This window comes from Algoriphagus persicinus, assembly GCF_035156415.1.
GTDB classification, from domain to species: Bacteria; Bacteroidota; Bacteroidia; order Cytophagales; family Cyclobacteriaceae; genus Algoriphagus; species Algoriphagus persicinus.
This window is the reverse complement of record NZ_JAYEEY010000002.1, coordinates 65,644-90,789: the sequence shown is the minus strand read 5'-3', so window position 1 is coordinate 90,789 and position 25,146 is coordinate 65,644. Positions and strand designations below refer to the sequence as shown.

The 25,146-nt window shown below is 41.1% G+C and carries 21 protein-coding genes; 3 read left to right on the top strand and 18 right to left on the bottom strand.

Annotation, left to right across the window (positions count from 1 at the left end):
- Positions 1 to 280 precede the first annotated feature (280 nt).
- Positions 281 to 1,072: a hypothetical protein gene (locus tag U3A58_RS02075; RefSeq protein WP_323821722.1), complete on the top strand. Its 792-nt coding sequence runs from the start codon at positions 281 to 283 to the stop codon at positions 1,070 to 1,072.
- A gap of 307 nt (positions 1,073 to 1,379) precedes the next feature.
- Here U3A58_RS02075 and U3A58_RS02070 read toward each other — a convergent pair whose 3' ends face one another.
- The 15 genes from U3A58_RS02070 to holA all read right to left on the bottom strand — a co-directional run bounded on the left by U3A58_RS02070 (position 1,380) and on the right by holA (position 18,917).
- Positions 1,380 to 2,561, bottom strand: coding sequence for an MFS transporter (locus U3A58_RS02070; RefSeq protein WP_323821721.1), 1,182 nt, complete (start codon positions 2,559 to 2,561; stop codon positions 1,380 to 1,382).
- Positions 2,558 to 3,577 carry an L-glyceraldehyde 3-phosphate reductase gene (mgrA, locus tag U3A58_RS02065; protein WP_323821720.1) on the bottom strand — a complete coding sequence of 340 codons (1,020 nt, stop codon included), beginning with the start codon at positions 3,575 to 3,577 and terminating at the stop codon, positions 2,558 to 2,560. The genes U3A58_RS02070 and mgrA overlap by 4 nt, the downstream gene beginning before the upstream one ends.
- Before the next feature lie 22 nt (positions 3,578 to 3,599).
- A complete protein-coding gene (locus U3A58_RS02060) occupies positions 3,600 to 4,934 on the bottom strand; it encodes a YfcC family protein (protein ID WP_323821719.1) in 1,335 nt (444 codons plus the stop codon).
- Positions 4,931 to 6,070 carry a serine hydrolase domain-containing protein gene (locus U3A58_RS02055; RefSeq protein ID WP_323821718.1) on the bottom strand — a complete coding sequence of 380 codons (1,140 nt, stop codon included), beginning with the start codon at positions 6,068 to 6,070 and terminating at the stop codon, positions 4,931 to 4,933. The genes U3A58_RS02060 and U3A58_RS02055 overlap by 4 nt, the downstream gene beginning before the upstream one ends.
- A gap of 81 nt (positions 6,071 to 6,151) precedes the next feature.
- Positions 6,152 to 7,108: a DUF5996 family protein gene (locus tag U3A58_RS02050; protein ID WP_323821717.1), complete on the bottom strand. Its 957-nt coding sequence runs from the start codon at positions 7,106 to 7,108 to the stop codon at positions 6,152 to 6,154.
- 49 nt (positions 7,109 to 7,157) lie between these two features.
- Complete coding sequence (locus tag U3A58_RS02045) at positions 7,158 to 7,856, bottom strand: SIR2 family NAD-dependent protein deacylase (RefSeq protein WP_323821716.1); 699 nt, start codon at positions 7,854 to 7,856, stop codon at positions 7,158 to 7,160.
- A 193-nt stretch (positions 7,857 to 8,049) separates the two neighbouring features.
- Entirely contained in the window at positions 8,050 to 8,709 is a 660-nt protein-coding gene (trmB, locus tag U3A58_RS02040; protein ID WP_323821715.1) for a tRNA (guanosine(46)-N7)-methyltransferase TrmB, read from the bottom strand.
- Positions 8,710 to 10,044 carry a bifunctional folylpolyglutamate synthase/dihydrofolate synthase gene (locus U3A58_RS02035; protein WP_323821714.1) on the bottom strand — a complete coding sequence of 445 codons (1,335 nt, stop codon included), beginning with the start codon at positions 10,042 to 10,044 and terminating at the stop codon, positions 8,710 to 8,712. It abuts the gene before it with no gap.
- A 3-nt stretch (positions 10,045 to 10,047) separates the two neighbouring features.
- Positions 10,048 to 11,004 carry an energy transducer TonB gene (locus U3A58_RS02030; RefSeq protein WP_323821713.1) on the bottom strand — a complete coding sequence of 319 codons (957 nt, stop codon included), beginning with the start codon at positions 11,002 to 11,004 and terminating at the stop codon, positions 10,048 to 10,050.
- A gap of 94 nt (positions 11,005 to 11,098) precedes the next feature.
- Positions 11,099 to 11,488 carry an ExbD/TolR family protein gene (locus tag U3A58_RS02025; protein ID WP_092898692.1) on the bottom strand — a complete coding sequence of 130 codons (390 nt, stop codon included), beginning with the start codon at positions 11,486 to 11,488 and terminating at the stop codon, positions 11,099 to 11,101.
- A gap of 4 nt (positions 11,489 to 11,492) precedes the next feature.
- Positions 11,493 to 12,179 carry a MotA/TolQ/ExbB proton channel family protein gene (locus U3A58_RS02020; RefSeq protein WP_323821712.1) on the bottom strand — a complete coding sequence of 229 codons (687 nt, stop codon included), beginning with the start codon at positions 12,177 to 12,179 and terminating at the stop codon, positions 11,493 to 11,495.
- A 1-nt stretch (position 12,180) separates the two neighbouring features.
- The gene (locus U3A58_RS02015; protein WP_323821711.1) at positions 12,181 to 12,966 is read right to left on the bottom strand and encodes a hypothetical protein; all 786 of its coding nucleotides are present in this window, start codon (positions 12,964 to 12,966) and stop codon (positions 12,181 to 12,183) included.
- A 68-nt stretch (positions 12,967 to 13,034) separates the two neighbouring features.
- Positions 13,035 to 14,765: a TonB-dependent receptor gene (locus tag U3A58_RS02010; RefSeq protein WP_323821710.1), complete on the bottom strand. Its 1,731-nt coding sequence runs from the start codon at positions 14,763 to 14,765 to the stop codon at positions 13,035 to 13,037.
- 3 nt (positions 14,766 to 14,768) lie between these two features.
- A complete protein-coding gene (locus U3A58_RS02005; RefSeq protein ID WP_323821709.1) occupies positions 14,769 to 17,756 on the bottom strand; it encodes a tetratricopeptide repeat protein in 2,988 nt (995 codons plus the stop codon).
- 132 nt (positions 17,757 to 17,888) lie between these two features.
- Positions 17,889 to 18,917, bottom strand: coding sequence for a DNA polymerase III subunit delta (gene holA, locus U3A58_RS02000; RefSeq protein ID WP_323821708.1), 1,029 nt, complete (start codon positions 18,915 to 18,917; stop codon positions 17,889 to 17,891).
- 401 nt (positions 18,918 to 19,318) lie between these two features.
- Here holA and U3A58_RS01995 point away from each other — a divergent pair, with 401 nt between their 5' ends.
- Positions 19,319 to 20,044, top strand: a complete 726-nt coding sequence (locus U3A58_RS01995) for a tetratricopeptide repeat protein (protein WP_323821707.1) — start codon at positions 19,319 to 19,321, stop codon at positions 20,042 to 20,044.
- A gap of 289 nt (positions 20,045 to 20,333) precedes the next feature.
- Here the strand turns inward: U3A58_RS01995 and U3A58_RS01990 are convergent, their stop codons facing one another.
- Entirely contained in the window at positions 20,334 to 21,176 is an 843-nt protein-coding gene (locus U3A58_RS01990; protein WP_323821706.1) for a universal stress protein, read from the bottom strand.
- An 8-nt stretch (positions 21,177 to 21,184) separates the two neighbouring features.
- The gene (locus U3A58_RS01985; RefSeq protein WP_323821705.1) at positions 21,185 to 22,105 is read right to left on the bottom strand and encodes a 2-hydroxyacid dehydrogenase; all 921 of its coding nucleotides are present in this window, start codon (positions 22,103 to 22,105) and stop codon (positions 21,185 to 21,187) included.
- Positions 22,106 to 22,291: 186 nt separating this feature from the next.
- On the opposite strand from U3A58_RS01985, the gene U3A58_RS01980 reads away from it, so the two are divergent.
- A complete protein-coding gene (locus U3A58_RS01980; RefSeq protein ID WP_323821704.1) occupies positions 22,292 to 23,137 on the top strand; it encodes a DUF2911 domain-containing protein in 846 nt (281 codons plus the stop codon).
- A gap of 251 nt (positions 23,138 to 23,388) precedes the next feature.
- Here U3A58_RS01980 and U3A58_RS01975 read toward each other — a convergent pair whose 3' ends face one another.
- Positions 23,389 to 25,101 (bottom strand): sodium:solute symporter family protein, encoded by a 1,713-nt coding sequence (locus U3A58_RS01975; protein ID WP_323821703.1) that lies wholly within the window; start codon positions 25,099 to 25,101, stop codon positions 23,389 to 23,391.
- Positions 25,102 to 25,146 lie beyond the last annotated feature (45 nt).

The window sequence follows — 25,146 nt, the reverse complement described above, 5'->3', positions numbered from 1 at the left end:
ACTGAAATCAAACTTTATCACTAAAAGTAAAGCTAAAATACATACTATTTTAGCACCAAGTATCTTGCAAATCCTTTGATTATTCATCTGTTTATTTGACAAAACGCTAAGCTTTTTGCCCTTGACTTGTAAAAACAGCATTTTATTCAACCCTTTATTAAAATTAGCTTTTATCAGGTTATTCCTAAAAATTTAAAATTATCTCTCTTAAATATCGATATCAACAAAATATTTTTTTAAATTAAACAAAAGCGAAAATTAACCCTAAACCCTAATATTCATGAAAAAGCTATTATTTTTCTTGGTTTGTGGGATGCTTTGGGTAAGCAGTCTCAAGGCTCAGCAAACGCAGTACATGGTATTCGAATTTGTCAAAGTTGAAAACGAACAGCTTTTCGATTATATCGAGTTCAAAGATCTAATGGAGAAAGTGTACAGGCAAGCACTTAACGATCAGCGAATCAAAGGCTGGGACTTTTGGTCTTTGCAATCTGGTGGAGATCACTCCGACTTCCAGTACATCATGGTCACCTACTACAATGATCCAGTCCAAATGATGAATGGCCTGGATCAGAAATCAATGATAGAGTACACCAAAATCGCCTATCCACATCTCAATAGTATTCAAGTAGGCAAACTATTCCAAGAGTCTCTTAAGATGCGTGATATGCCTATGAGGTTGTATATGAAGGAAATTGCAGAAACTAATGACAATTTTCAGATGAAACCTGGTGTATTGGCTTCTTTTGATTTGATGAAAGCAAATGAAGGTCAGTTTGACATCTATGAAAAAGCTGAATCAGAGGTTTTCAAGCCTATTCACCAAAAATTTGTAGATCAAGGCATGATGGGACATTGGAGTTTGTTGAGAACTGCACTGCCTTTGGGATCAGAAGCCAAATCCACACACTTGACCATGAATGTTTACAAAGATTATATGCAGTTTTTCAATGCTCAATCCTATGAAGACATGAATCAAACAGCCGCTCAGCGAGAAGCTGTAAATGAAGGGTTAAACTCTAGAGACCAAAAATGGGTTTATCTGGCAACATTAGAAAACGTAGTTCGATAGTCCGGTTGCAACATACGTGGAGAGGCTTCGAGGGAAGCCTCTTTTTTTGTTTTATAATCGAAAAGGTCACTTTCCAGTTTTTTATTGGCATTTATTACACATTCTATCTTTGTGGCTAAACTCGAATTATGTAATAAGTTTCATAATGAGATATGTAATTGCAAGAAAATCAGGCTGCTTGGAGACTCAGTCCGCCGCGGCGGATATGGAGAAGTCGAAAACAGTAACTTAGTGGCTGATTTTGAAGCAATTAAAGACCGCAATAACTTGTGGGCCGTGGCATAGAATTGCTAATGTATAATGCGGGTTAAAAAGCTAACCATCGATCATAGAACCTAAAAAGCAGCAGTCCTACCACTGGACCAATAAATAGCAATGCCAACACTTGGTTGATTTGAATCCAATTGAGTAAATATTGCGCAAGCTGAATACTTATAATCGAAAGAGTGAAGCCCAATGAATTAACCAAAGTCAACGCAGTACCTCTATATTCTGCAGGAACACTCTGAGCGACAAGCGTAGAAAACTGGGGAGAATCAGCGGTAATAAATATCCCCCAAACGAGCAGCAATCCTATCCAAATCCAGCTTGATAAGCCGCCAACAAACAAGACCACTAGACAACAAATCCCAGAACCCGCTAGAGCCACTTGTGCAACCTTCTTACTCCCGAGTCGCCTGGCTATCACACCACCCACAGCGCAAGAGACTCCTCCTATGCTTATTACAAAAAAAGTAAGTAAACTGTCATGGGATTGCATCGCCTCATTTCCTTTGAAAAAAACAATCAAAATCGGGACAAAAGCCCAAAAAGTATAAAGCTCCCACATATGCCCAAAATATCCCGCAGACGCACTTTTCAGCGCTCTTATCTTAGCTAGTTTTGGCAATAAACTGAGATCAAATTTGGAATTTACTTTATGAAAGGGGCCATTTGGAACAAAAAACCCTATAATAAACCCTCCTAAAATGGCTAACCCAGAGGTACACCATAGCACTAGCTTCCAAGAGAAGTTTAAATCAAGACCTTTTAACAGATGCGGAAAAGCTGTCCCAAAAACCAGTGCGCCCACCAAAAAACCTAAGGCGGCACCCAGTCCTTTCTGAAAGTAATCAGCAGCAATCTTCATTCCTACAGGATATATTCCAGCGAGGAAAAAGCCAACCATAAACCGACAAACTAATACCATGGTCAAATGCATAGGCAGAATAACAATCAATAGATTGAAACAAGCCGCCAGAATAGAACTAAAGAAGAAAACATCGCTTGGTGAAAATCGATCTGGAATAGAAAAAATAGCAAAAATCAAAGTTCCCAATATAAAACCCAACTGAACTACCGTAGTGATACTGGCTAAAATCCCAGGTATTTGGAGGAGTTGACTGATTTCAGGGACTACTGCATTCCCTGCAAACCAAAGCGAAGTGCCAAAAAATTGAGCAATGACGATCAAAATCAGGGCACTTCGCGATGTTAATTGAGTTTTCAAGCTCCTAATATTCGGCGGATAGTCGTTACTTCTTCAGCACTGAAAACAGAATTCTTCACTGCGCCCACATTATCATCCAATTGCGCTGGTTTAGAGACTCCGACTAACACAGAAGTAATTCGCTGATCCTTCAGTAGCCAAGCTATTGCCATCTGAGCAAGTGTCTGCCCTCTACCGAAAGCAATGTCATTCAGTTTTGAGATCATACTGATCTTCTCATCAGAAATCTGCTCAGCCTTCAGGTATCTACCATCCTTAGCTGCACGGGAATCTTTTGGAATTCCTTTCAGATACTTATCAGTAAGCAATCCTTGCTCCAATGGAGAGAAGGCAATACTTCCTACTCCTTTTTGGCCCAACACATCCATCAAGCCGTCTTCTGCCCAGCGGTCGATCATAGAGTATCGCGGCTGGTGGATCAAAAGTGGTGTACCCAAGCGTTCTAAAATTGCGTATGCTTTCGCAGTATCTTCAGCAGAATACTGAGAAATACCCACATATAATGTTTTGCCTTGCCTTACTAATAGATCAAGTGCTCCCATTGTCTCCTCTAGCGGAGTATCTGGATCTGGTCTATGATGATAGAAAATATCCACATAGTCCAATCCCATGCGCTTCAGGCTTTGGTCACAGCTGGCAACCAAGTACTTTTTAGAACCATAATTCCCATAAGGTCCAGGCCACATATCCCAGCCGGCTTTGGAAGAAATAATCAATTCATCTCGCAGGTTGGAGAAGTCTTTTTTCATTATTCTACCAAAATTCTCTTCTGCAGACCCAAACGGAGGCCCATAGTTATTTGCCAAGTCAAAATGACAAATTCCAAGGTCAAAAGCTCTTCGGAGAATGGATCGGCCTAGAGTAAAGTCAGCATTGTGACCGAAATTGTGCCAAAGCCCAAGACTGATTTCGGGTAAAACTAAGCCACTATTACCACATCTGCGGTACTTCATCTGATGATAGCGATCTGAGGCAGGCTGATAGGGTAAAAGTGGGGAATGATCGTTGATATCCATTTTTTTAGGTTTGAGTGTATGATTAAGCAAACCAAATTAGAGCGATTAAAACTGATATCAAACCTAACCCCATAAGAAGTAGGTAACTTTTCCATAGATAGGCGATCCAGTTATTAAATTTAATCCCTGCAGCGGCAATCACCGCCATCATCCCACCGTTAGTTGGTGTAATAAGATCCATTAATCCACCGGCATACTGATACGTCAGCACGGCCACTTGTCGAGAGATTCCTAGCAAATCCATCAAAGGAACTGCCAGAGGAGTCGTCAATACCGCCTGCCCGGAAGTACTTGGAACAGGAATGTGAATGATGGCCTGGCTTATATACAGCCCAACAGCAGCAAATTGTACAGGCATACTTTCCAGTGGCTTAAACATCGCTTGAATAAGCGGGTCAATAATAGCTGTATTCTGCAAAATCAAATAGACACTGCGCGCTAACCCCACGATCACTCCAGCAAATATCATTTCACTAAAACCGGCAGTATATGCTCTTGCTGTGCCATTTAGACCCAATTTTCCAATCAGACCGCAGCTAATACCTACTACAAAAAACAAGGCACTCATTTCATTATAGCCCCAATCATGAAAGATTATACCCCAAGCCATCACAGCCACACCACCAAAAGTCAAAAATAGGATCAAAGCATGTTCAAATGAAATCTTCACAGGTTTCATTTCATACGTTTCCAAAGATGGTTTTTTCAGCTTGCCGTACCTAATATGATAACCGCACCAGAAGACTACAGCCAAGACTAAAAACACTAATCTATAGGCAAAACCCTCATTGAAATCAAGTTCGGCTATCGTTTGTGATAATAAGGAGCCAAATGGATTGACAGGTGAGAAACTAGCTCCAACAATGGCAGAACCTAAGGCTAACGCAATTATAGATCGCACATCATAATTAATTTTCTTTGCTAAAAGCACCAAAACTGGAGCCATTGCAATGAGTTCCTCCTGCATGGCAATGGTACTTCCGCAAAAAGCAAAGACAAATCCTATAAAATATAAAAGCAAATATTGCCTATTCCTGAAATTATAAATAAGGGCTTCAATACCTTCTTGAAGGGCACCCGTTTTCTCAACAACATAAAAAGCGCCTCCCAATAGCAAAATCACCACGACAATATCAGCCCCGAGAATGAATCCTTCAGGTATAGATAAGGCTACATCATAGATAGTAGCATTTTGATCTTCTATGACCTGAAAGCTTCCCGGAACAATTATTTCTCTTCCCGTATCGGCATCTAATACTCGATCATACTTGCCTGATTGTACAAAATAGCTTGACAAAGCTGCCAAAAGGATAAACCCTAAAAGAATAATTATCGGATGTGGGAAGGATAATTTCATTTAAAAAAATAAGGTTTATGGGAAATATAGGATATTATCTGGCGAGCAATATTAATTCGAAAATCAACTTTATCTCTTGAGTTAGCAAATAGAAAAATTCCAGTTTCCTCTTCTTTGGAATAAAACAAAAGACTAGAATATCCAGCCTGTCCTCCAAAATGTCCTACCCACTCATTGCCATTTATTGAAGTCCTTTGAAACCCAAGAGGAGCTACATCACCTTCATTTCCCAGCCAATCAAGTGCCTGTTGATATACTCCCAAATCTCCTCGCAGCAAGTGGACCAAGGCCAAACTCATGTCTTTGGTAGTAGTAATCAGACCCGAGGAAGGAGAAGGAAGAATTGAAAATTTGATTCTTTTTGGCTCAATCCTTTTCCATAGAAAGGTTTTCTGATATCCGGTAATTCGATGTTCATCCGTAGGCCAGGAAGTGACAAACTCAGAACTTGTCATACCGGAAGACTCTAATACATGGCTTTGAATAAGTGTTTGGAAATCAAGGTTTTCAGATTGGCTGAGCAAAAACCCTAAGAAGTCGAAATTAGAATCCGAATAGTGATAGCTGGTAGAATCTGAATGATAGGTAGCGGGATTTCTCAAAAACTCTGCTCCCCATTGATTCAACTTTTTGGATTTTGAAAAAGAGAAAATCATTTCAGTAAAACTCTTATCCCGAAAACCTGATTGATGTGATAAAAGACTTTCTAAGCGGATCTTGGCAAGAGTAGATGAATTGAAATTCTCCCCCAACCCAAGTGAATACAAAGAATCATTAGCCTTTATTCCTTTAGCCAGAAAAGCATTTGCCACTCCTATAGCTGTAAATATTTTGGAAACAGAAGCAACTAAGATTTTACTTTCTATAGATAATGAGTCCTTAGTCTCCATGTTTTCATAGCCAAAAGCATTCAAATAGGACACCTTGCCATTCTTTACTAGGGCAACAGAAATGCCTGGTAATAAATAGGTTGACAAGGCTTGGTGTAAAATGGAATCAATGCCTAGGCTTTCCGAAGTTGCTTCTGTGATAGGATTAAAACGGACTTTGGGATAACTATGCCACCATTCCCAGCCTATAAAAACTGCTACCCAGAAAACCAAAACAGTCAATAAAATTTTGATTTTCTTGTTCATATATGTAGCTACTTAAAGTCAAATTAGTCTTTGTTTCAAAGAATTATCGAATAAAAACAAGAGTTAGGTACTGCCATGGCATTAGAACCTATTCATTTTAACATACCTAATATCCATATGTGAAAAATCGCTATCCAGTTTTTCCCGGTTCCAATTTCCCGTAGTGGCAGTAGCTTCATAGGCACTCTGCAGAAATTCAAGCAGCATTTCATTGGGAGCTGAGGACTTCCAAACTTCCTCGTAGTTTAACATAAATTCCCCCATGTCATTGTTCCAATAGGCTTTATCAGGAGAAATTTTGGCATTTTTAAAATCAGGATAATTGGGGTAGCAATAAGCATAAAAAACAGGTGTTTTGAATGCCTCACTTCCAGGCCAAAACCCTACGCTGAATACCTCATGAGAATAAGCCTCTTGCATGACCGCAGCGGGTATATTAGGGACTTGACCAGAGAATTGCGGTGCTCTATTTCCTGAAAAGCGCGTATATGCCAAATCAAAAGATCCCCAAAAGAAATGTATAGGGCTATTTTTCCCAGTAAACTTCGTTCTAAAAACCCCAAATACATTTTGGATTTGAACCAGTGCTTTCCAAAAGCTTTGAGCTGCATTGGCTTGATATATCAAGCGCTTCTTATTCTTAGCAAACGGAATAGGGTCAGGAACTTCATTGGGTCTCGAATGGATTTTCAAATCAATACCCAAAAACTTCAACTTTTCCATCAATTGCTCATAGAAGCTGGCGACAGTTTGACCACCTAAAGTAAATCTATCCCGGGCTCCATTACTGGTTTTTATTCTCAATTCATGATGAATGAAGTCAAATTTGATATCAAAAACTCCATTTTCATAGGGGATCAAACCAGTTGTAAGTCCATGAGAATCTACATAAAGTGCTACATGCCAAGAATGATTTTGCCACGGTGATTTTTTGAGCCGAACTTTACCAACAATCTGTGCCCATTGATGCAAAAGATAAATGGTGTCCTTATTGTCTTCGAATTGAAATACAGGCCAAGAATTCTTTTTAGGTGCCATAAATAAAAGTTTATCTTTCAATTTATAGGTTTTCCACGCTGAACAAAAATTAAATTTCAGACTTTAATAAATTCTCCAAAGTCTTCATCCCATTTGTGGCGTTTTCAAGGATATTAAACACCTTTTTTCTGAAATTTACTTCTGGTTTTTTTGGATCAATTACATATATCCTGGTTTCATCAGCAACAAAATCCACTAAACCTGCAGCAGGATAAACTTGTAGGGAAGTCCCAATCACTACCAAAACATCAGCTGAAGTAACTATCTCCATAGCCTTTTCCATCATAGGAACCTGCTCCCCAAACCATACGATATGCGGGCGAAGCTGGCTCCCTTTTTCGCACAGATCGCCCTCTTTTATCTCCCAGTGATTCAAGTCATAAACCAAGCTTGGATCTACAGAACTCTGTGCCTTTTTCAATTCCCCATGAAGATGGATTACGTGGGTAGAACCTGCACGCTCATGCAAATCATCGACATTTTGAGTGATGATAGACACATCAAAGTCCTTTTCCATCCCAGCTAAAATTAAATGAGCCTTATTCGGCTCACATTCAAGTAATTGCTTTCTCCGCTGATTATAAAAATTCTGCACGAGTTGACGATTTCTTCTCCAGCCCTCTGGTGAGGCCACTTCCATCACCTCATGTCCTTCCCAAAGTCCGCCCGAGTCCCTAAAAGTCTTGATTCCACTCTCAGCAGAAATCCCCGCACCACTGAGAACTACCAAATGCTTGTTTTTGCTCATGATTTATTGGGATTTAGGATGTTTGAAATTTAAAGTCAACACTATTGAATCTCCTGAATTTCCCGCAGATCAACGCTGAAAAGGATCGCTGATAATCGCAGATTTTTCCATCGCTATCAAGTTGAATTCACAGAGTCATTTGGGCTAATCTGCGGAATTTATCTGCGAAACTCTGCGGGAAATCTACTCAATCTTAAATAAACCTGCACTTGAGGTATTTGATTTTTTCTCCTTTATCAGAAAACATCTTTTCGTAGCGAGTCAGTATCCCAAAGTGATTATCCTTCCAGTCGCTTTGATAGAAATTATGTGTGAACCCAATTACTTCTATATCCTCCCTAGTTTGAAAAAGCTCCAGCGAATAATTGAAAAGATCTGTATTGTCCGTTTTAAAGTGTAAAACACCATCATTTTTAAGCATGGGTTTGTACATATCCAAAAAGCGTGGGGAGGTCAATCTGCGCTTTTCGTCTCCTTCTCTGGGAAATGGGTCTGGAAATGTGATCCATAATTCAGAGATTTCATCTTCAGCAAAGTATTTATCCAAAAGCTCAATCTGCGTTCTAAGAAATGCCACATTGTGAATTCCCTCGGCTGTTGACGTTGAGCTGCCTTTCCAGATTCTACTTCCTTTGATATCAACTCCAACGAAGTTTTGGTTAGGGAAATTACGTGCCAAGCCCACTGTGAATTCACCTCTTCCGCAGGCCAGTTCCACAACGATAGGGTTTCGATTCTGAAACTGTACTTCATTCCAGTTTCCTTTGATTGTTTCAAAAATTGGCTTGCCGGCCTGGACTACATTTGGGTTCTCTTCGTTTTCTTGGAAGCGAACCAGTTTCTTTCTACTCATCTAAAGCTCTTCGATTTCTGCAACTACAAAAGTACTCCCTCCCACAAAAATCAAGTCATCTTCCCTTGCATTTTTTCTAGCAAATGCTAAAGCTTCATTTATATCAGGAATTACTTCATATTTCAGATTGAAAAATCGTGCTTTTTCCGCGAGTTGATCTGCGGGCAAAGCTCTAGGAAGTTTAGCTTCGCAAAAAACATAGTGTGCGGATTTTGGAAGCATGGACAGCACTTTGGATATATCTTTATCCTGAACCATCCCCAGCACAAGCCAAAGTCTTGAAAATGTATAAGTTTCCAGTTGGGAAAGGATTTCACGAAATCCAGCTTCATTGTGGCCCGTGTCACAGATTACAGTCGGATTTGAAGATAGTGTTTGCCATCTCCCTTTCAGTCCTGTCAATTCAGATACGTCCGATAATCCTTTTAAAACAGCCTCCTGTGGCAAATCCCAACCCATTTTCCTCATTTGAGCAATTGATTCCAGAATGCCCGGGAGATTATATTTCTGATAATTTCCATTTAGTCCAAAAGTCAGTTTAAAGGAATTGTGTGCCGTGGTCTGTGTCTTCACAGACCACTTTAATCCATCTGATTGATTGAATGATTGAATGCTAAAACTCGCTTTCCCGTCTTCCTCAGATTCTTTATGAGCCTTCCAGATTTCAGCCGCAAAAGTAATAGGGGCATTCATCTTTTTAGCCTTCTCGATGAAAACGGCTCTGGTTTCTTCTTGGGTTTCGCTGATCACCACAGGAGTATCCGCCTTGATGATGCCTGCTTTTTCCCCTGCGATCATTGGCAAAGTATCTCCAAGAAATTGGACATGATCCAAGCCGATATTGGTGATCAATGAAAGTTCGGGAGTGATAATATTGGTGCTATCAAAATTACCGCCCATTCCTACTTCCACTATCGCCATATCCACTTCCTCCTGTACAAAATGCCAAAAAGCCATACCAACCGTCATTTCAAAGAAACTAGGTTTCAATTCATCCAAAAAGCTTTTATTTTCTGCCACAAATTGAACTACCAGGTCAGGGCTGATTTCCTGTCCGTTAATTCGGATTCTCTCTGTAAATGATTTGAGATGTGGTGAGGTGTAAAGTCCGGTTTTATATCCAGCACTTTGAAAAATAGCCGCTAAACTATGGGAAGAACTTCCTTTACCATTGGTTCCTGCCACATGAATTGATTTGAATTTACGCTCTGGGTTTCCCAAATGATCACAAAGTAAAATAGTACTTCGGAGATCTTTCCTGAAAGCTGAAGCTCCCACGCGTTGAAACATGGGAAGGGAATTAAACAAATATTCCAGCGTCTCCTGGTAAACCATTGCTTAATCTACCTTAATGACGAACGTGATTTTGCCTGTTGAAAACTCAGCGGCAGCGCCACCTTGTTTCTTAAAAGATATCTGGTTTACTACCTGACGATAATAAGCCAATACATCATTCGAAACATTATATTCCAAAGGAACTGCCTGCACCACTCTCCCCAGATCATCAATGGTGATTTTAAAAACAATTTTACCATTTCGGGTAGAGACTCTATCATTTATATTTGGTCGCTGCGCAAAATCCCAACCTGCAAGATCCAGACTATATCCATCACCGGAGTTGGCTCCTTTTCCAGAGCCCACACCCATAATAGCTCTTCCATCTACCGTGCCTTTAGGGTCGCCTTCGTCACCTTTTTCATTGGAAGTACCTTGGGCTCCGCCTGAGGCCGGTGTAGTTCCTTTTCCTGAAGTCCCGCCTGCTCCAAATATTGCTCTCTGATCAATTTTTGGCTTTTCAGGTGCTTTCTGTACGGTTTCTTTTTCTTCAGCTTTTGCTGGAGTTTCTACCGGTTTGGCCACTTCTTTCTTTACTGGTTCAGGTTTTTTAGTCTGTTCTGTAGCCGTTTCCTCACCTCTGATCGGTGATGGTTTGGTAGTTACAGCTTTATTGACGGAAGGCTTTGGTTGTGCGGTAGGTTTAGCTGTCTCTGTCTTTGGGCTTGGTGCAGGAGTGGCTGGCTTAGTCACTTCTGGGGCTATTTCTCCCGGAGCCGCTGCTTCCACTACTGGAGTTATGACTTCTGAAGGAGCTACGGGACTATTCCTTTCACCAGACCCAGTCGGAGTAAAACCAAGATTAAGCTCCAAACCAAATGTAGGTAAAGGAGGAACGGGTTGCTTCCAAACCACAATAAAATAGAGCGCAATCAAAAGCAACACGTTAAAGATAATGGTGATTATCCACGATTTCTTTTTGCTTTCGCTCTCTATTTTCTCTGCATTCCAGTATTCCATTTCATTTGATTATTATTTGTCTTTTAAATGCCAAATGGAATCTCACATTATGACCATCCCAGTGTTTGAGGCTTGAGATATGCTCGATTTCTTCTTAGAATGGTTTTGTAGCTATAGATACATTTGCCTCAAGTCCTGCTGCAATTCCTCCGATCTCCACTAAATACTCTACGGGAACATCTTTATCAATGTGCAACACTACCTGACCTTTCTTATCCTTAAGTAAAGAAGTCAATTCTCCCTTGATTTGTTCCCTTGGGACTATCTTGTCATTGACAGAATACTTAAGATCCTTGGTGATTGTAACGCTAACTTCCTGCATAATGATGTCCGAAGTCTCGCTGGAAGGTAGGTTTACAGGCAAACCTGAAGGGGTAATGAAGGAAGAAGTTAGCATAAAGAATATCAACAACAGAAATATAATATCTGTCATCGATGACATGCTAAATGCCGGATCTACTTTATTTTTAGCCTGAAGTCCCATGGTATTAGTCTTGAAGCAAGTCTATAAATTCTATCGAAGAATATTCCATATTATGAACAAGCTTCGATACCTTCGATACTAAATAGTTGTAACCTAAGTACGCAATAATACCTACCACCAAACCTGCGGCAGTAGTGATCATCGCTTCATAGATACCTTCGGAAAGAAGCTTTGGCGAAACCATCCCTTCCTCTTGGGCTATAGCTATAAACGCCTGAATCATACCTGCAACGGTTCCTAAAAACCCAATCATAGGCGCTGCACCAGACACAGTTGCCAAGAGATTCAAGTTTTTCTCCAACTTATAAATCTCAATTTTACCTACGTTCTCGATAGCCACTTCTATATTCTTTAGCGGAGAACCTATGCGATCTACTCCTTTGGCAATCATATTAGCCACAGGTGTATGCTCGCCGGCACAAAGGATTTTCGCCTTTTCAGTCTGACCACTTTGAACCAATACTTTCACTTGATCCATTAGATAAGAGGAAGTTTTAGAAGCCTTATTGAGCGTGATCAATCGTTCTACAAAGATAAAAATTGCCAGAATGAACAATAAATAAAGCGGAACCATCATGTATCCGCCTTTGATTAAAAGATCAAGAAGTCCAATGTTATCTTTGGTGGCACCCATCGCCAGGCTGTCTGCTACAGAAAGTGTATCTGTAGAGAGCGTTTGAAGTAGAATCATATTAATATTTCAAAATCCATAAATCTTCCGTGTACTGGTCTTTGACACGAGTAAGTTCTTCATTGATGGCCGTCCAGCCTCTTGAAGTCCCTATAGCCAAACGATAATTAGTGACATCTTCGTATGGCAAAATCAGGTAAATGGTCTCCACCCTATTCTTATATTTTTCTGCTTCCTCCAATGCCAGAGCTTCGTTGGGAAGGCTTCCCACTACAATATAGAATTGAGGTCGATCCGCTTTCTCTGTAACTCGAACCAAAGTCCCAGACTCCTTAGACGCAATAGTTGTACCAGTTTGGGCTGATTCAGGAGAAGAAGAAACAGAACTTATAGAATCTGTAATAGTTGTCTGATCATCAGGTATTTGTGTTTCTTCACTTGGGGTAGAATTGATGGCTACTTTATCGGTTTCCGCACTTGGCAAGTCTTCTGTGGATTTAGAAATAACCACACCAGAATCCTGCCTTGGAACTACCGATTTATTCATTTGCCAAATAATCACTATGACCACCGCCAAAGCTAGCATCGCCACAAGCCAAACCCAGGAATTACTGGATTTCTTAGCCTCGGATGTAGGTTTTGAAGAAACAATCTTTTCCGCTTCGGCTATTTTAGGTTTTGTTGCCTGTATAGTCCTCCTTTTAACTTCAGCTACGTCTATTGGAACAGTCTTTTCCTCTTCTTTCTTAGGGGGTTCAGCCTGCGCGAAAGGAACAATTTCTACATATGGAAGCCCATAATCCTTAGAATCAGTCCAATGCTTATTATCTGTGGTTTTACCAGTCATAGCTTTCGGGGAATGTTACGAAACTAAATGAATTGAGCCTAAACCCCAACCCATCACTTCAAACAATCTTAGAATTTAAAAGAAGCTCCGCCTATAAACTGAATACCTCTTACCGGATAATTCAGCCAACGCATATTTTTACCATTCAAGAGATTATTGCCTTCGGCAAAAATGGAGATTCTATCCGTGATTCCGTAATCTGCTTTCAATTGCAATTCAGCTATAGTTTTTAATTTAACTACCTCATAAGGTCCAGGATAAGGCCCAGTGTATCCAAGGATATCGTTCAAGTCATGACCACGGGCTTTTATCCCTCCCATCAAATTCAAATTTGCCTGCACAATCAATCGCTCCAAAGGCGTCACCTGATTATTTACGCTCAGTTCCCAGATTGGTCTATTCCAAGCTTCAGCCTGAGTGCTCAGATCATATTGGTACAAATCTAATCTACTGTTAAGTGAAAATACGTCGGAAAGCTTATAGCCGAGCTCAGCATTAATATTATAGACCGTGGTCTTATCATCATATACCAGGCTAAATCTTGCTGAATCAGTAGTCACCAGATTATTGGTGTACTTATTTACAAAGAAGTGCATCTGATTGTATCGACTCACATTGGCAGCAGCACGATAGCTGAATGCTCCTTGAAACTGGCCTTCTATCCCACCTTCTATTTTGTAATTCTGAACCGTATTTAGCAATTGCTCACTTGGTCCCAAATAAGGATTTTCATTCACAAAACTGTAATAAGTATGGCGCTGCACATCACCGGAAAACTCTCCAAAAAAGCCAAACTCTTCAGCGAATTGATAGCTTGCTTTGAGCACCGGGAAGACATGGAAATCACTTGATTTATTCTCTAATGAGTCATTTTCTGAAACAAGGTTTACACCAGCTGTGAAATTAAATGCTTCGTATTTGTAAGAAATCGTAGGACGGATACCAAAATAAGTTCTATCCAAAGAATATGTCATATCCTCAGGCTTTGTAGAAAAATAAGACAACCCAACTTTTCCAGCCCAGTCTTGTGTAGGTCTGAATGTCAAGCTTGCTTCCGCACCAAGTTGATTTTCTTTGGCTAAGTAGCTGTCCGTAAAATTCCTAAAACTCAACTGGCCTTCATATGAAAAAGGCCCAACTTTCTCAAGTTCACGAATTCCTGCTTTCACCTCAATTGCCTGAAACACATTACCATCAAATCCGGCAAACTCTCCATTCTCATCTGTTGCAAATTTTGGGTCGAGACCGTAGAACTGGTAACTATCCTGATCCCATTTAATTCCACCAAAGACCTCGAAAAAATCAGTAAAGTAGCTGCCGTCAAACCCAAGATTCGTGTGAGATTCCTTGGATTCCTCTGCTAAAACAGGGCCTTTACCAAAACTCTGATGATTTAACTGCAATGAATAATTGAAGTCAGCGATCTCTGTCCCCATGTATCTAGCCTCCAAAAGTGGAGAGGCAAAATTACCATAACCTACTCGAACATAACCTGGATATAGCTCTAGTCGCTCAGATGAATAGACTTTCTGTGAAGGCTCAGCTTTCAGATCCAAGGGTTTCAGATTCAAAGGATAGCTCGTCACTAAATAGCTATATTCATTCAACCCTGTGGGCTTGGGTAGCACGGGCAATTTCTCATACATCCTCGGCTGAACCGGTACTGTAAGTACGCGATCTTTTCGGATCACAAATTCCTGATCGGTGACAGCTCCTCTCTGCTGGGTTTGGGCAAAAGCCCAACCGGATGTCAAACCGATAATCCCTGTCAAAAGGATAGTTTTAGCTAACTTTTTCATGGTTTAATTAAGGGTTTGAAGTTTGGATTGTGCCATTTCTTTGATTTCAGCATTGGTAGAATTCTCGACGATAGATTCTAAAGTTGCTTTAGCTTGGAATTCTTCCCCGCTTTTCAAGTAGTTGTCTGCCAAAAGCAAAAAGATCCTCCCATACCAATAGTCGTAATTGACAAATGGCCCCGACTGATCAAATATGAGCTCATTTGATTGAGTCACTTCACCTTTTTCCTGTAAGGCAAATGCCAACAAGTATAGCCCTTCGGCTCCCTGCACAGTTTTGTAGTCAGCCACTAAAGCAGTCAAAGTCAATTCAGATTGTGGCTTTTGATTCAACTCACCTTGAGCTTTTGCTTTGATAAGCAAGGCTTTGGGAGAAGATTCAGGAATAACGCCATCCAGCCTAGCCAAACGCTCAGCCTGTGTGATCGCCTGCTGATATTTCCTAGTTTCAAAATTTGCAATCATCAATCCCTGTACAGCCTCTGCTTCCTCAGGTTTGCTGCGGGCATTTTGCACAGAGGTTTCTAAGTAAGGAATGGCTTGGGCAAAGTTGCCTCTTTCTAATTCTATCACGCCTATTTTCTGCATGGCACGAAGTCTCTGTGGAGAAGCGGGCTCTCTTTCCAGTGTCTTGAATTGTGCCAAGGCTTTTTCCGTATCACCGGCTTGCATGTAGCTATCTCCCAGGAAATAAAGTGCATCTGCCCGTTGTGCTGACTGCGGGTAATTCTTCAGGTAATTTTCGAACCCTCGTATTGCCTGCGTAAAATTCTTATCAAAATAGGTCCCTTTTGCTGCCTCAAACTCCAAGGACTGCACGCTTCCGCTGCTCGGATTGGATCCTTTATATTTGGTCAAATAGTCAGAAAACTCACCCGATCTTCCCTGAAGAGCAAGTGTTTCTTGGAGGCCTTTTAATGCAGTCTCTGAGTTTTCCGAATTCGGGTGGTTATTTAAGATCGTACTGTAATCTTGAATTGTTTGGTCGTAATTTTGAAGCGAGAAATTTGCCACAGCTCTGCCTTCTAGTGCATAGGGCACGAATGGACTATTGGGTTTGGTGTTTAGCAGATCAGAGAACGAAACAGAAGCAGCCTGATAGCTAGTCTCTTCCATATAGATCTGCCCACGCTGATAAAGCGCATCTTCCAAATACAAACTGCTCGGATACCGTGAAATCAGCACATCCAATTGGCCTAATGCTTCCTGATTTCTGGACTGGAAATTCTGCACCACGGCCAATCTGTAGTAAGCATAATCTACTCCCGAATTCCCCTCGTTAATTGCTCGCTGGAAAGTAGAAGCTGCTTCACTAAATCTTTTCTGCACATAATAGCAATCCCCTAATCGCAAAATCGCATCGTCGTATTGCTGCTTATTGGCAATGATCTGTCTGTTTTCGGTAAATTTTCTGAATTGCTCCTCAGCTTTTGGATATTGCTGGGAGTTGAAGTATGCGTAGCCAAGTCCGTAATGGGTTTTTGTGACAGTGCCATTGGTGCCTGAAGGGCGATTGCTCAGTACTGATTCGTAGGCTTTGATCGCCTGCGGCAAATTATCAGCAGCTGAATTGATTTCCCCTTTCCAGAAGTATGAATCTAAAACCAAGCTTTTGTCAACCGGGTATATTAGCGATTTATCTAGATAAGCTAATGCAGGATTCCATTTTTGATCACGGTAATACACCATAGCCTGGTAGAAAGCCACTTTCTGATAAGCGTCTTGAATTCTAGGTGACTTATTGGAGATTTTATCCATCTGCTCTATGGCACGCAGGTAATCGTTGGTATTTACTAGGGCTTCTGAAAGTAAGTTCTCAGCTTCTGACCTGTATTTTCCAGAGGGATAAGTTTCCACATATTCATCCAAAGCAGTAATGGCAGACTGAAAACTACCTTTCTGAAGATTTACCTTAGCATAATTGAATATGGATTCTTCCTTGATGGCTGGATTAAAGTCAGATTTGGCTGCTGACTGGAAACTTGTAGAAGCAAACTGATAATTCTCCAGCTTCAGATAGGCCTGAGCTAAGTAATAACTGGACGCTTGCCCGATCTCATCAGTAGCTGATGCGGACACCTTTAGGTAATCAGTAGCTCGTTGGTAGTTCTTGATTTCAAACTGAGAAATACCCGCCTTGTAGATTTCCTCTCTTCCCAATTCCCCTTTGCGGGAGTTGATGTAAGCATCGTAGTTTTCTGCCGCTTTTGGAAAGTTCTTATTCGCATAATAAGCTTCCGCTAGGTACAGATAGATTACTTCTCTTTTCTCTAGATTTTGCCCATTGGATAACTTTGGCTCAGCAAAACTGATCAACTGATCGTAACTGCCTTGCTTGTAATAAAGGGCTGCCAATAGATAAGGAACCTTGTTGGCATAGTAGGGAGATTGTGAGGCAGTCTGAAGATCTGAAATGGCTTTGGCAGTGTTCCCACTTTCCATGGCGATAAAGCCACTGTAATAATATGAATCAAAACTCGCCTGCTGGTTTAGGGCTTTGCCTGTATCAAAAAAGGGGGCTGCTTCCGCATACTGATTGAGCTGAAAATGAGAATAGCCTTGCTTGAAAAGCACTTCGGCTTGACTTTCAATAGGTAGTTTACCGGTATTTACTAATTTATAGCTATCGATTGCTTCTGCGAAATTCCTTTTGAAGAAAAAATGATCTCCCAGATACAATCCTGCAGTGGTCACCGAAGGATCATTCCCATGCTCATAAATGTACTTTTTCATCAAGCCTGCGCCATCAGGACTTTCAAGCTGTAAAGCAGCCATGGCACGATTCAACTCGGCATTTTTTGCTTGACCTGAATTCACAGGTTTTTCTAGCAGCCTTGTATTGTCGTAGATACTTGCAGAAAAAAGCTGCTTCTCAAAAAGCTCCAGATTGTGATCTAGCTTCTGTTGTGGACTGCTCTGGTAGAGGCTAGACTGAGAATACGCCTCCAAACTAAGTCCAAGGCTCGCAAGGAGCACAAGGTGATATTTCATGTGTTTATAATTTTCTTTCAAAGGCCATAACCTGTCCCGTAACGTAGGAAACGGGATGGAATCTCGCATGCATTAAACACCCACCTGTGTGAAGCTTACGGTCATACTCGATTTCATAGAGTGCTTAGGAAATCAGTGCAAAATCTTGTAAACAAGCTCTCGGAGGTTTTCGGCTTCGCTTAGACTTCCGGAGTCAACTCCTTTGTAACGAAGATCTGCCTCTTTGATGCATGCGAACACATCAATTACCTTGCCCAAATTGTAGTTTCGGGATGCTACCAGATATTCTTTGACTACAAAAGGAGGTAGTCCTAAAAGGCTGGCGAGTTGTTGTTCTGTTGCTCCTGATTTCTTCGCCTGATGAATCAGCGCGATTCTGGTAAAATAGTTGAACATCAGCGAAAACATAGGAATCACCGGGTTAGCCTTGGGATTTTGGATGAAGTAATGAATGATCTTATTTGCCTTCACTACATCTTTGAAGCCTATTGCTTTCAGAAACTCAAAGTTGTTGTACTCCTTATTGATGCCGATATACTTGGAAATGTGCTCGTTGGTGATCTTCGTGGGTTTCTGAAAATTGATCAGCATCTTCCCTATTTCATTCGATAGCACTTCCAGGTTATTCCCGATAGAATCTGCCAGAAGCTGTGCTGCACGATTGTCAATGGAGTGCTCAGTTTCTTTGATAAATCCCTCTATCCAATCTGTCAGCTTGTAATCCTTGACCTTGTCTGAGCGCACATAGACTGTCTTCTTATCAAGTTCCTTGTATAGGGCAGTTCTGCCATCCAGCTTCTTATACTTATGCGCAAAAACCAAAATCGTACTCGGAAGTGGGTTTTGCACGTAGCTGATGAGGAGCTTTTGCATATCCTCCTTCCCCAAGTCGGCAAGACTTTGAGCTTCCTTGATGATCACGACCTGACGATCAGCCATCATCGGAAATTTCCTGGCGTTGTTAAGGATTACCCCGACATTGGAATCTTTACCATAAAGCACCACCTGATTAAATCCTCGTTCGTGTTCGGCGATCGCATTCTTCTCTATGAATTCTGTAATCTGATCAATAAAATAGGGTTCTTCCCCATCCAAAAAGTAGATGGGCGCAAACTTTTTCGCTTTCAGATCTTTAAGTACAGCTTGTGGTTGTTGGGGCATAAATTCGGAGTAATCTCTGGCCATAAAGATAACAGGCCTATCCATTTGCCTACAAAAACCAAGGAAAGATTCTTTGCTAAACTATTCAAGGCTTAACTTTGTCTTTGTAAGTAGGAAGGTTGGAAAGTGGTGAGAGGTGAAAAGTTGGAAGTAGTGAATCCGTGCTTTTTGGTTCTGCTCTCTAGTTTATCAAATTATCATAAGAGCTGTACCTAAAGGCACAGCAGCACATCTCAACAAATTATATCTTCCAATAGATAGCCCCGCCGGGGCAATGGTAAAAACAACAACAAAATTATTGAAAGTGGCCTCTGAATAAACTTCTATGTTCCATTTGGGGTTAAAAAATGCACAGCGACCTTTGCGTGACCTCTGTGTACTCTGCGGTAAAAAAAAATATTATGAGCTTCGAAAAAGGAATTGAATTATATAAATCAGGGAAATTTGAGGAGGCCTTGGTCATTTTTGATGGATTGGTGAAAGCTACTCCAGATCAGCCGCAGTTTCATCTTAGTCGCGGGCGCATACTTTCCAGACTAGGAAGGACTGCAGAGGCGTTGGTGGAATTTGACCTGATTATCACTCTGGAACCTTACAATACAGACTTTATTGCCGATCGAGCGGTGGTATTGCACTTACTCCAAAGAAATGAGGAAGCCCTCTCCGAACTCAACAGAGCAGCTAATCTCGATCCCAAAAATCCCTATCGTTACAGCAGTCGGGCTTATTTAAAAGATAGAATCGGAGATTTGGAGGGGGCAATTGCAGACTATGAGAAAGCCATAGAGCTAGATCCAGAGGATGCTGTTTCTCATAACAATAAAGGAATGGTGGAGGAAAAACTGGGTTATCAGCAAAAGTCCAAGAAAAGCTTTGAAAAAGCGGATGATTTGGTCGGTCACAAACCAAATGAAGCTGCACCACCCAGTCCAAAGCCTGCGGAAGAAAGCTCAGAATTTCCTAAGATCGATTCAAAAGTTAAAGCTAGACCTGTAATCCTAGCTCAAAAGAAAGAAATGAGCTTTGGCCATTTTATGAATACACTTGGAGCTGTTTTCACTGATGCTAAGGCAAGAAAAGAGTTCGGCGGTTATTTAAGAGGCATATTTGGAGAGAAAAACAAATAACACCGAAATGCCTTTAGCAAGGTGGATTTATCCTAGGTCAAAGATCCTGAAGGGAACTAACCATGAATAATTATGGGTGAAACCCGTAGAAAAACGAATTAAACAGCACACCCCAACCCTGAAAGGGTTGAATAATTTCTTGTTCGACAGCTTCGCAGTTGTATAAAACTCATCTTCATTATGCGCCCCTCAGTTTCACTGGGGGCTATTCATGGTTTGACAACTTCGCGGACTTGCTCTTGAAGAAAATCAGCAGCGCACTTTGTGCCTTTCTCCGTGCCCTTTGCTGTTAAAAAGACTTAATCACCCAAAGTGGCTTATTGATGAAATAGGCCATTTTTTTTGAGATACTTTTCGAAAAAATCTGATCAAAGAATGACTTCTTTTCACTGAGCGTAATCAAGATATCACCCTTGGCAGTCTGTAAGTAATTCTCCAAACCCAGTGCAATATCATCACGGAAGGATTTCAGTACATAATTAACTTTATCATATTTAATGAATGGTTCTATCTCTTCTATCATCGTCAGGTGCAGAGATTTGTCAAGGGCTTTGTGTGAGGTGCTGACGTGTACTACATCTATCTCAGAATTAAAAAACTTGGCCACTTCCACGATTTTCCGGATGGCAATTTTATCCTCTTCTAGGTAATCACTCGCATAGACAAGCTTGCGGGGAATTTTGAAATAAACCTTTCGGGGAACCACGAGGATATCACGGTCTGATTGCTCCACGATTCTACTTGCACGAGAGCCAATGATATTTTCTCTGAAATCATTCACTCCCTCAGTTCCAACCACGATCAGGCCAGCATTGATTTCCCCAGCGTATGTCAAGGTTTCTTTGACGATACTACCTTCTCTCACCACGGCAATACAACTTTCCAGTCCATTCTGAATTCCTTCTTTGATGACCGCGCTCTGTAAATTATGCAGCTTTTCGAGTATAAAGTCCATTTGATACTTTCCACTGGCATCTGTAGGAGACAGTTTTTCATAATCGGCTCGGTTGAGCACGTGAAAGAGTATAAGATCCGCCTTGTACTTTTCCCCTAATCTGGTTGCATACTCAATTGCATTCAATGAGCATTCAGAAAAATCCGTGGGGCACAATATTTTAAAAGTTGGTTCCATATATAGTATCAGTAACCTCTGGTTCGATTAACAACATTAATCAACTCTCTGTTTTCCCGGATCAGCTTGATATTTTCTATTACCTGTGGAGCTGCAGCTTGTGGATTGGTCACACTCGCTATGTGCGGGGTCATTGTTATTTTTCGATTCTCCCAAAAAGGATGATTTTTCGGCAGAGGCTCTTGCCTGTACACATCCAGCATGGCACCGGATAGCTGGCCACTTTCCAAAGCCTCAATCAAATCATCTTCTACCAAATGCTTGCCCCTAGCTACATTGATTAGATAAGTATTTGGATTACATTTTGCAAACAGCCCTGCGTTCAGAATATTTTCGGTGTCTGGAGTAAGTGGCAGCAAGCAAACCAACACATTCACTTCCCGTAGAAACTCGTCCAATTCATCTTTGGTATAATACGGGTATTGAAAATCAGTTTTTTCTGAGTAGCCAAAGCCTACCACTGGGAAACCCATAGAATTGAGCTTTTCCATCACATCTTTTCCTAAGGCTCCTACTCCCATCACTCCCACGGTTACATCCAATTCCGGCACACTCATGTCCCAAATTTTCCTTGTCTGGTTTATTTGATAGCGAGCTGTCTGCCTGTGAAAATTCAGCACAGCCATCACCACATAGTTGGTCATAGAATACGTAAGCTTTTCATCCACTATTCTCACGATGGGTATGGCGGGGGGAATCGAGTTATCCCGTAAAATATGATCGACTCCCGCTCCCATGGAACTAATCAATTTTAGATTAGGGAAGTCTGAAAGAATTCCTTCCGGATGCTGCCAAAGAAAGACGAACTCTACTTTCTCCGGCTCTGTGATCTCAGGATAAACTTCAATTGCAAGCTCAGGAGCCAACACTTTAAATTCTTTGATCCATACATCCGGTTTCTTGCCGGGACTAATGATAGCTAAACTCATATTGTTCTATACGGAGGATATTAATTGAAGATGAAAAACACTAGAAAACGTTATTGTCTCTGCAAAAAAATCAGTCATACACTTCATACTATTGCCTTAATTAGTATCAAATTGCAGATCATTTCAAAACATAGTATCAAATTTTACGCTTAAGTATCTTTAAACCAAATTATAAATTCAATTTCAATGAAACAAAAAATCGCATTCACTTTAGCCTTATTACTGTGTAGTCTTTTTTCTACTGCACAGCAAATCCAAATGCCACAGGCATCTCCATCGGCTAGGATTGCCCAGAAAGTAGGTTTGACTGATGTGACGGTGGACTACAGCAGGCCAAGCACCAAGGACAGAAAGATTTTTGGAGAACTGGTTCCTTACGGACAGGTATGGAGAACTGGTGCAAATGGCGCTACCGTTCTTTCTTTTTCAACAGATGTGCTCATAGATGGCAAGAATATTCCTGCCGGTCAATACGCACTTTACGCAATTCCGGGCAAATCAGAATGGACCATGATCCTTTCTAAAAACACCAAGCTTTGGGGAGCTATCGGTTACGATCCAAGTGAGGATGTATTACGATTCACCACTCAGCCGGCAAAACTTAGCAAGAGAAACGAAACCTTCGAAATCAGCTTTGCTAATATGACGGATACGGGTTCAGACCTTTCCTTAAAATGGGAAAAAACAAAAGTAGATTTCAGAATAGAAACTGAAGTAGATCCGCTGGTAATGGCTCAGATCAAAGAATACGTAATCGAATCTGAAAGTACAGATCCCAGCCTATTATATTCTGCAGCGAGCTATTATTACACCAACAGCAAGGACATGAACCAAGCGTATGACTGGATAAACGAATCTGTGGAAGGTGACCCTAAATATTGGACAATGCACCTTAAAGCTAAGATAGCAGCTGCTTTAGGCAAAAAAACTGAGGCAGTAGAATCAGCTGAAGAGGCTATTGAGCTGGCTGAAGAAGCTGGAAATCAGGATTATGTAGGTTTGAATGAAAGACTGATAAAGTCGCTGAAATAATATGATTGTCCGAAAATGCCAGTTACCTTATTTTGTTTGTTTTGATGGAAGCCTGCCTTTTCCGGTAGGCAGTGAAGACAGAAAATCAGAGACCCAAGTGGCCTAAATGCTTGAATACAGCAGATCACGTGATACTTTTGTGAACATACAAATCAAATAATTAATTGAGTTCTCTGCGAATACTCCGTGGTTATAAATTTTCATAACAAATGAAGCCTCCTGATCTGGGAGGCTTCTCTTGTTTGGTTTGCTTAGGAGTTTCTCGGTGGAATCACAAGCTGAATCAAAGATGCAAAAAGCATTACGGCTAGGCATCCAATAGGATTATACCATAAAAATCCAATGTCCCAAAGCTTGCCATCCAATGCATCACCATTGCTGAAATGCACAAATAAAACCAGTGCCTGAGAAAGCAAAGCACCAATAAAAACTGCCCGGCCTTTCACCCACTTCATAAAGAAAGCGACTAAAAATATCCCAAGAATAGTTCCGTAAAATAGTGAACCCAACAGATTGACAGCTTGGATCAAATTCTCAAACAACGAGGCGTACGTAGCAAAAAGAATGGCTCCTAGTCCCCAGAAAGCTGTAAACAACTTGGATGATCTCAGGTAATGCTTATCGCTCCCTTGTTTCTTGATCGAACGCTTATATAAATCTATGGTGGTGGTGGAACCCAAGGCATTCAACTCAGAAGCCGTAGATGACATGGCCGCTGAGAAAATCACTGCGAAGAGCAAACCTATGATGCCCTTCGGAAGATGATCCATCACAAAGCGCATAAATACGTAATCCGTATCCCTGGTCTCAGCCGCTGGATCATTAACTACAATTAATTCCTTCACCTCATCCCGAATAGCTTTCTGCTCAGTTTTTAAGCCGGCTAATTTCTCGCGAATTTCAGTTTCACGACCATGATCTTTCTGATCTATTGCATTGAGCATATCGAGATAGGAAGTTTTACTTAGCTCAAAATTTTCTGCATATTCCGCTTCCAATCCTTCAAATTCACCCGCATATTCACTTTGGCGAAGTTTGTCGGTTTGCACTTTGTTGAAAACTACGGGTGGAAGGAAAAATTGGTAAAACACAAAAACCATCACTCCAATAAAGAGAATAACGAACTGCATTGGAATCTTCAGGAAACCATTCATAATCAATCCCATGCGGCTTTGGGAAAGCGTCTGTCCTGATAGATAGCGCTGCACCTGACTTTGATCCGTGCCAAAATAAGAAAGGAAAAGAAATACTGCGGCAGTCATTCCAGACCAGACATTGTATCGATCGGAGATATCAAACTCAAAGTTGATCATATTCAGCTTATCCATCTTTCCTGCCACATGCATGGCCTCTTGAAAGGAAATAGGGAGCATTTGTATGACTATAATTCCTGCCAAAATCATCCCTCCCATCATCACAGCCATTTGCTGCTTTTGCGTGATGGACACCGCTTCCGTCCCGCCCGAGACGGTATAGAGAATCACCACCGAGCCTATCAGCACATTAGTGAATGTCAAATTCCAGCCTAATAGCGTGGATAGAATAATTGCTGGGGCATAGATGGTAATACCAGCGGCCAATCCCCTTTGTATGATAAAAAGCAGCGCAGCAAGTGTCCGGGTTTTGAGATCAAAGCGATTTTCGAGAAACTCGTAGGCCGTGTAAACTTTCAGTCGATAATAAATCGGAATAAAAACCACCGAGATGATAATCATCGCAAGCGGCAGACCAAAGTAAAACTGAATGAACCTCATTCCGTCTTCATAAGCCTGTCCTGGGGTACTCAAGAAGGTGATAGCCGAAGCTTGGGTGGCCATTATGGACAACCCTATTGACCACCAGTTCATTGAATTTTTACCCCGCAGATAGGAATCCAAACTCTTTGGCCCGTAAGTTTTATAAACCCCATAAGTCGCTATGAGTGCCAAGGTACCAAAGAGTACTACCCAATCTAATGTACTCATGCGTAGGCTACTTTAAGCCAATAAAATAAGGCTATTAGCAAAAAT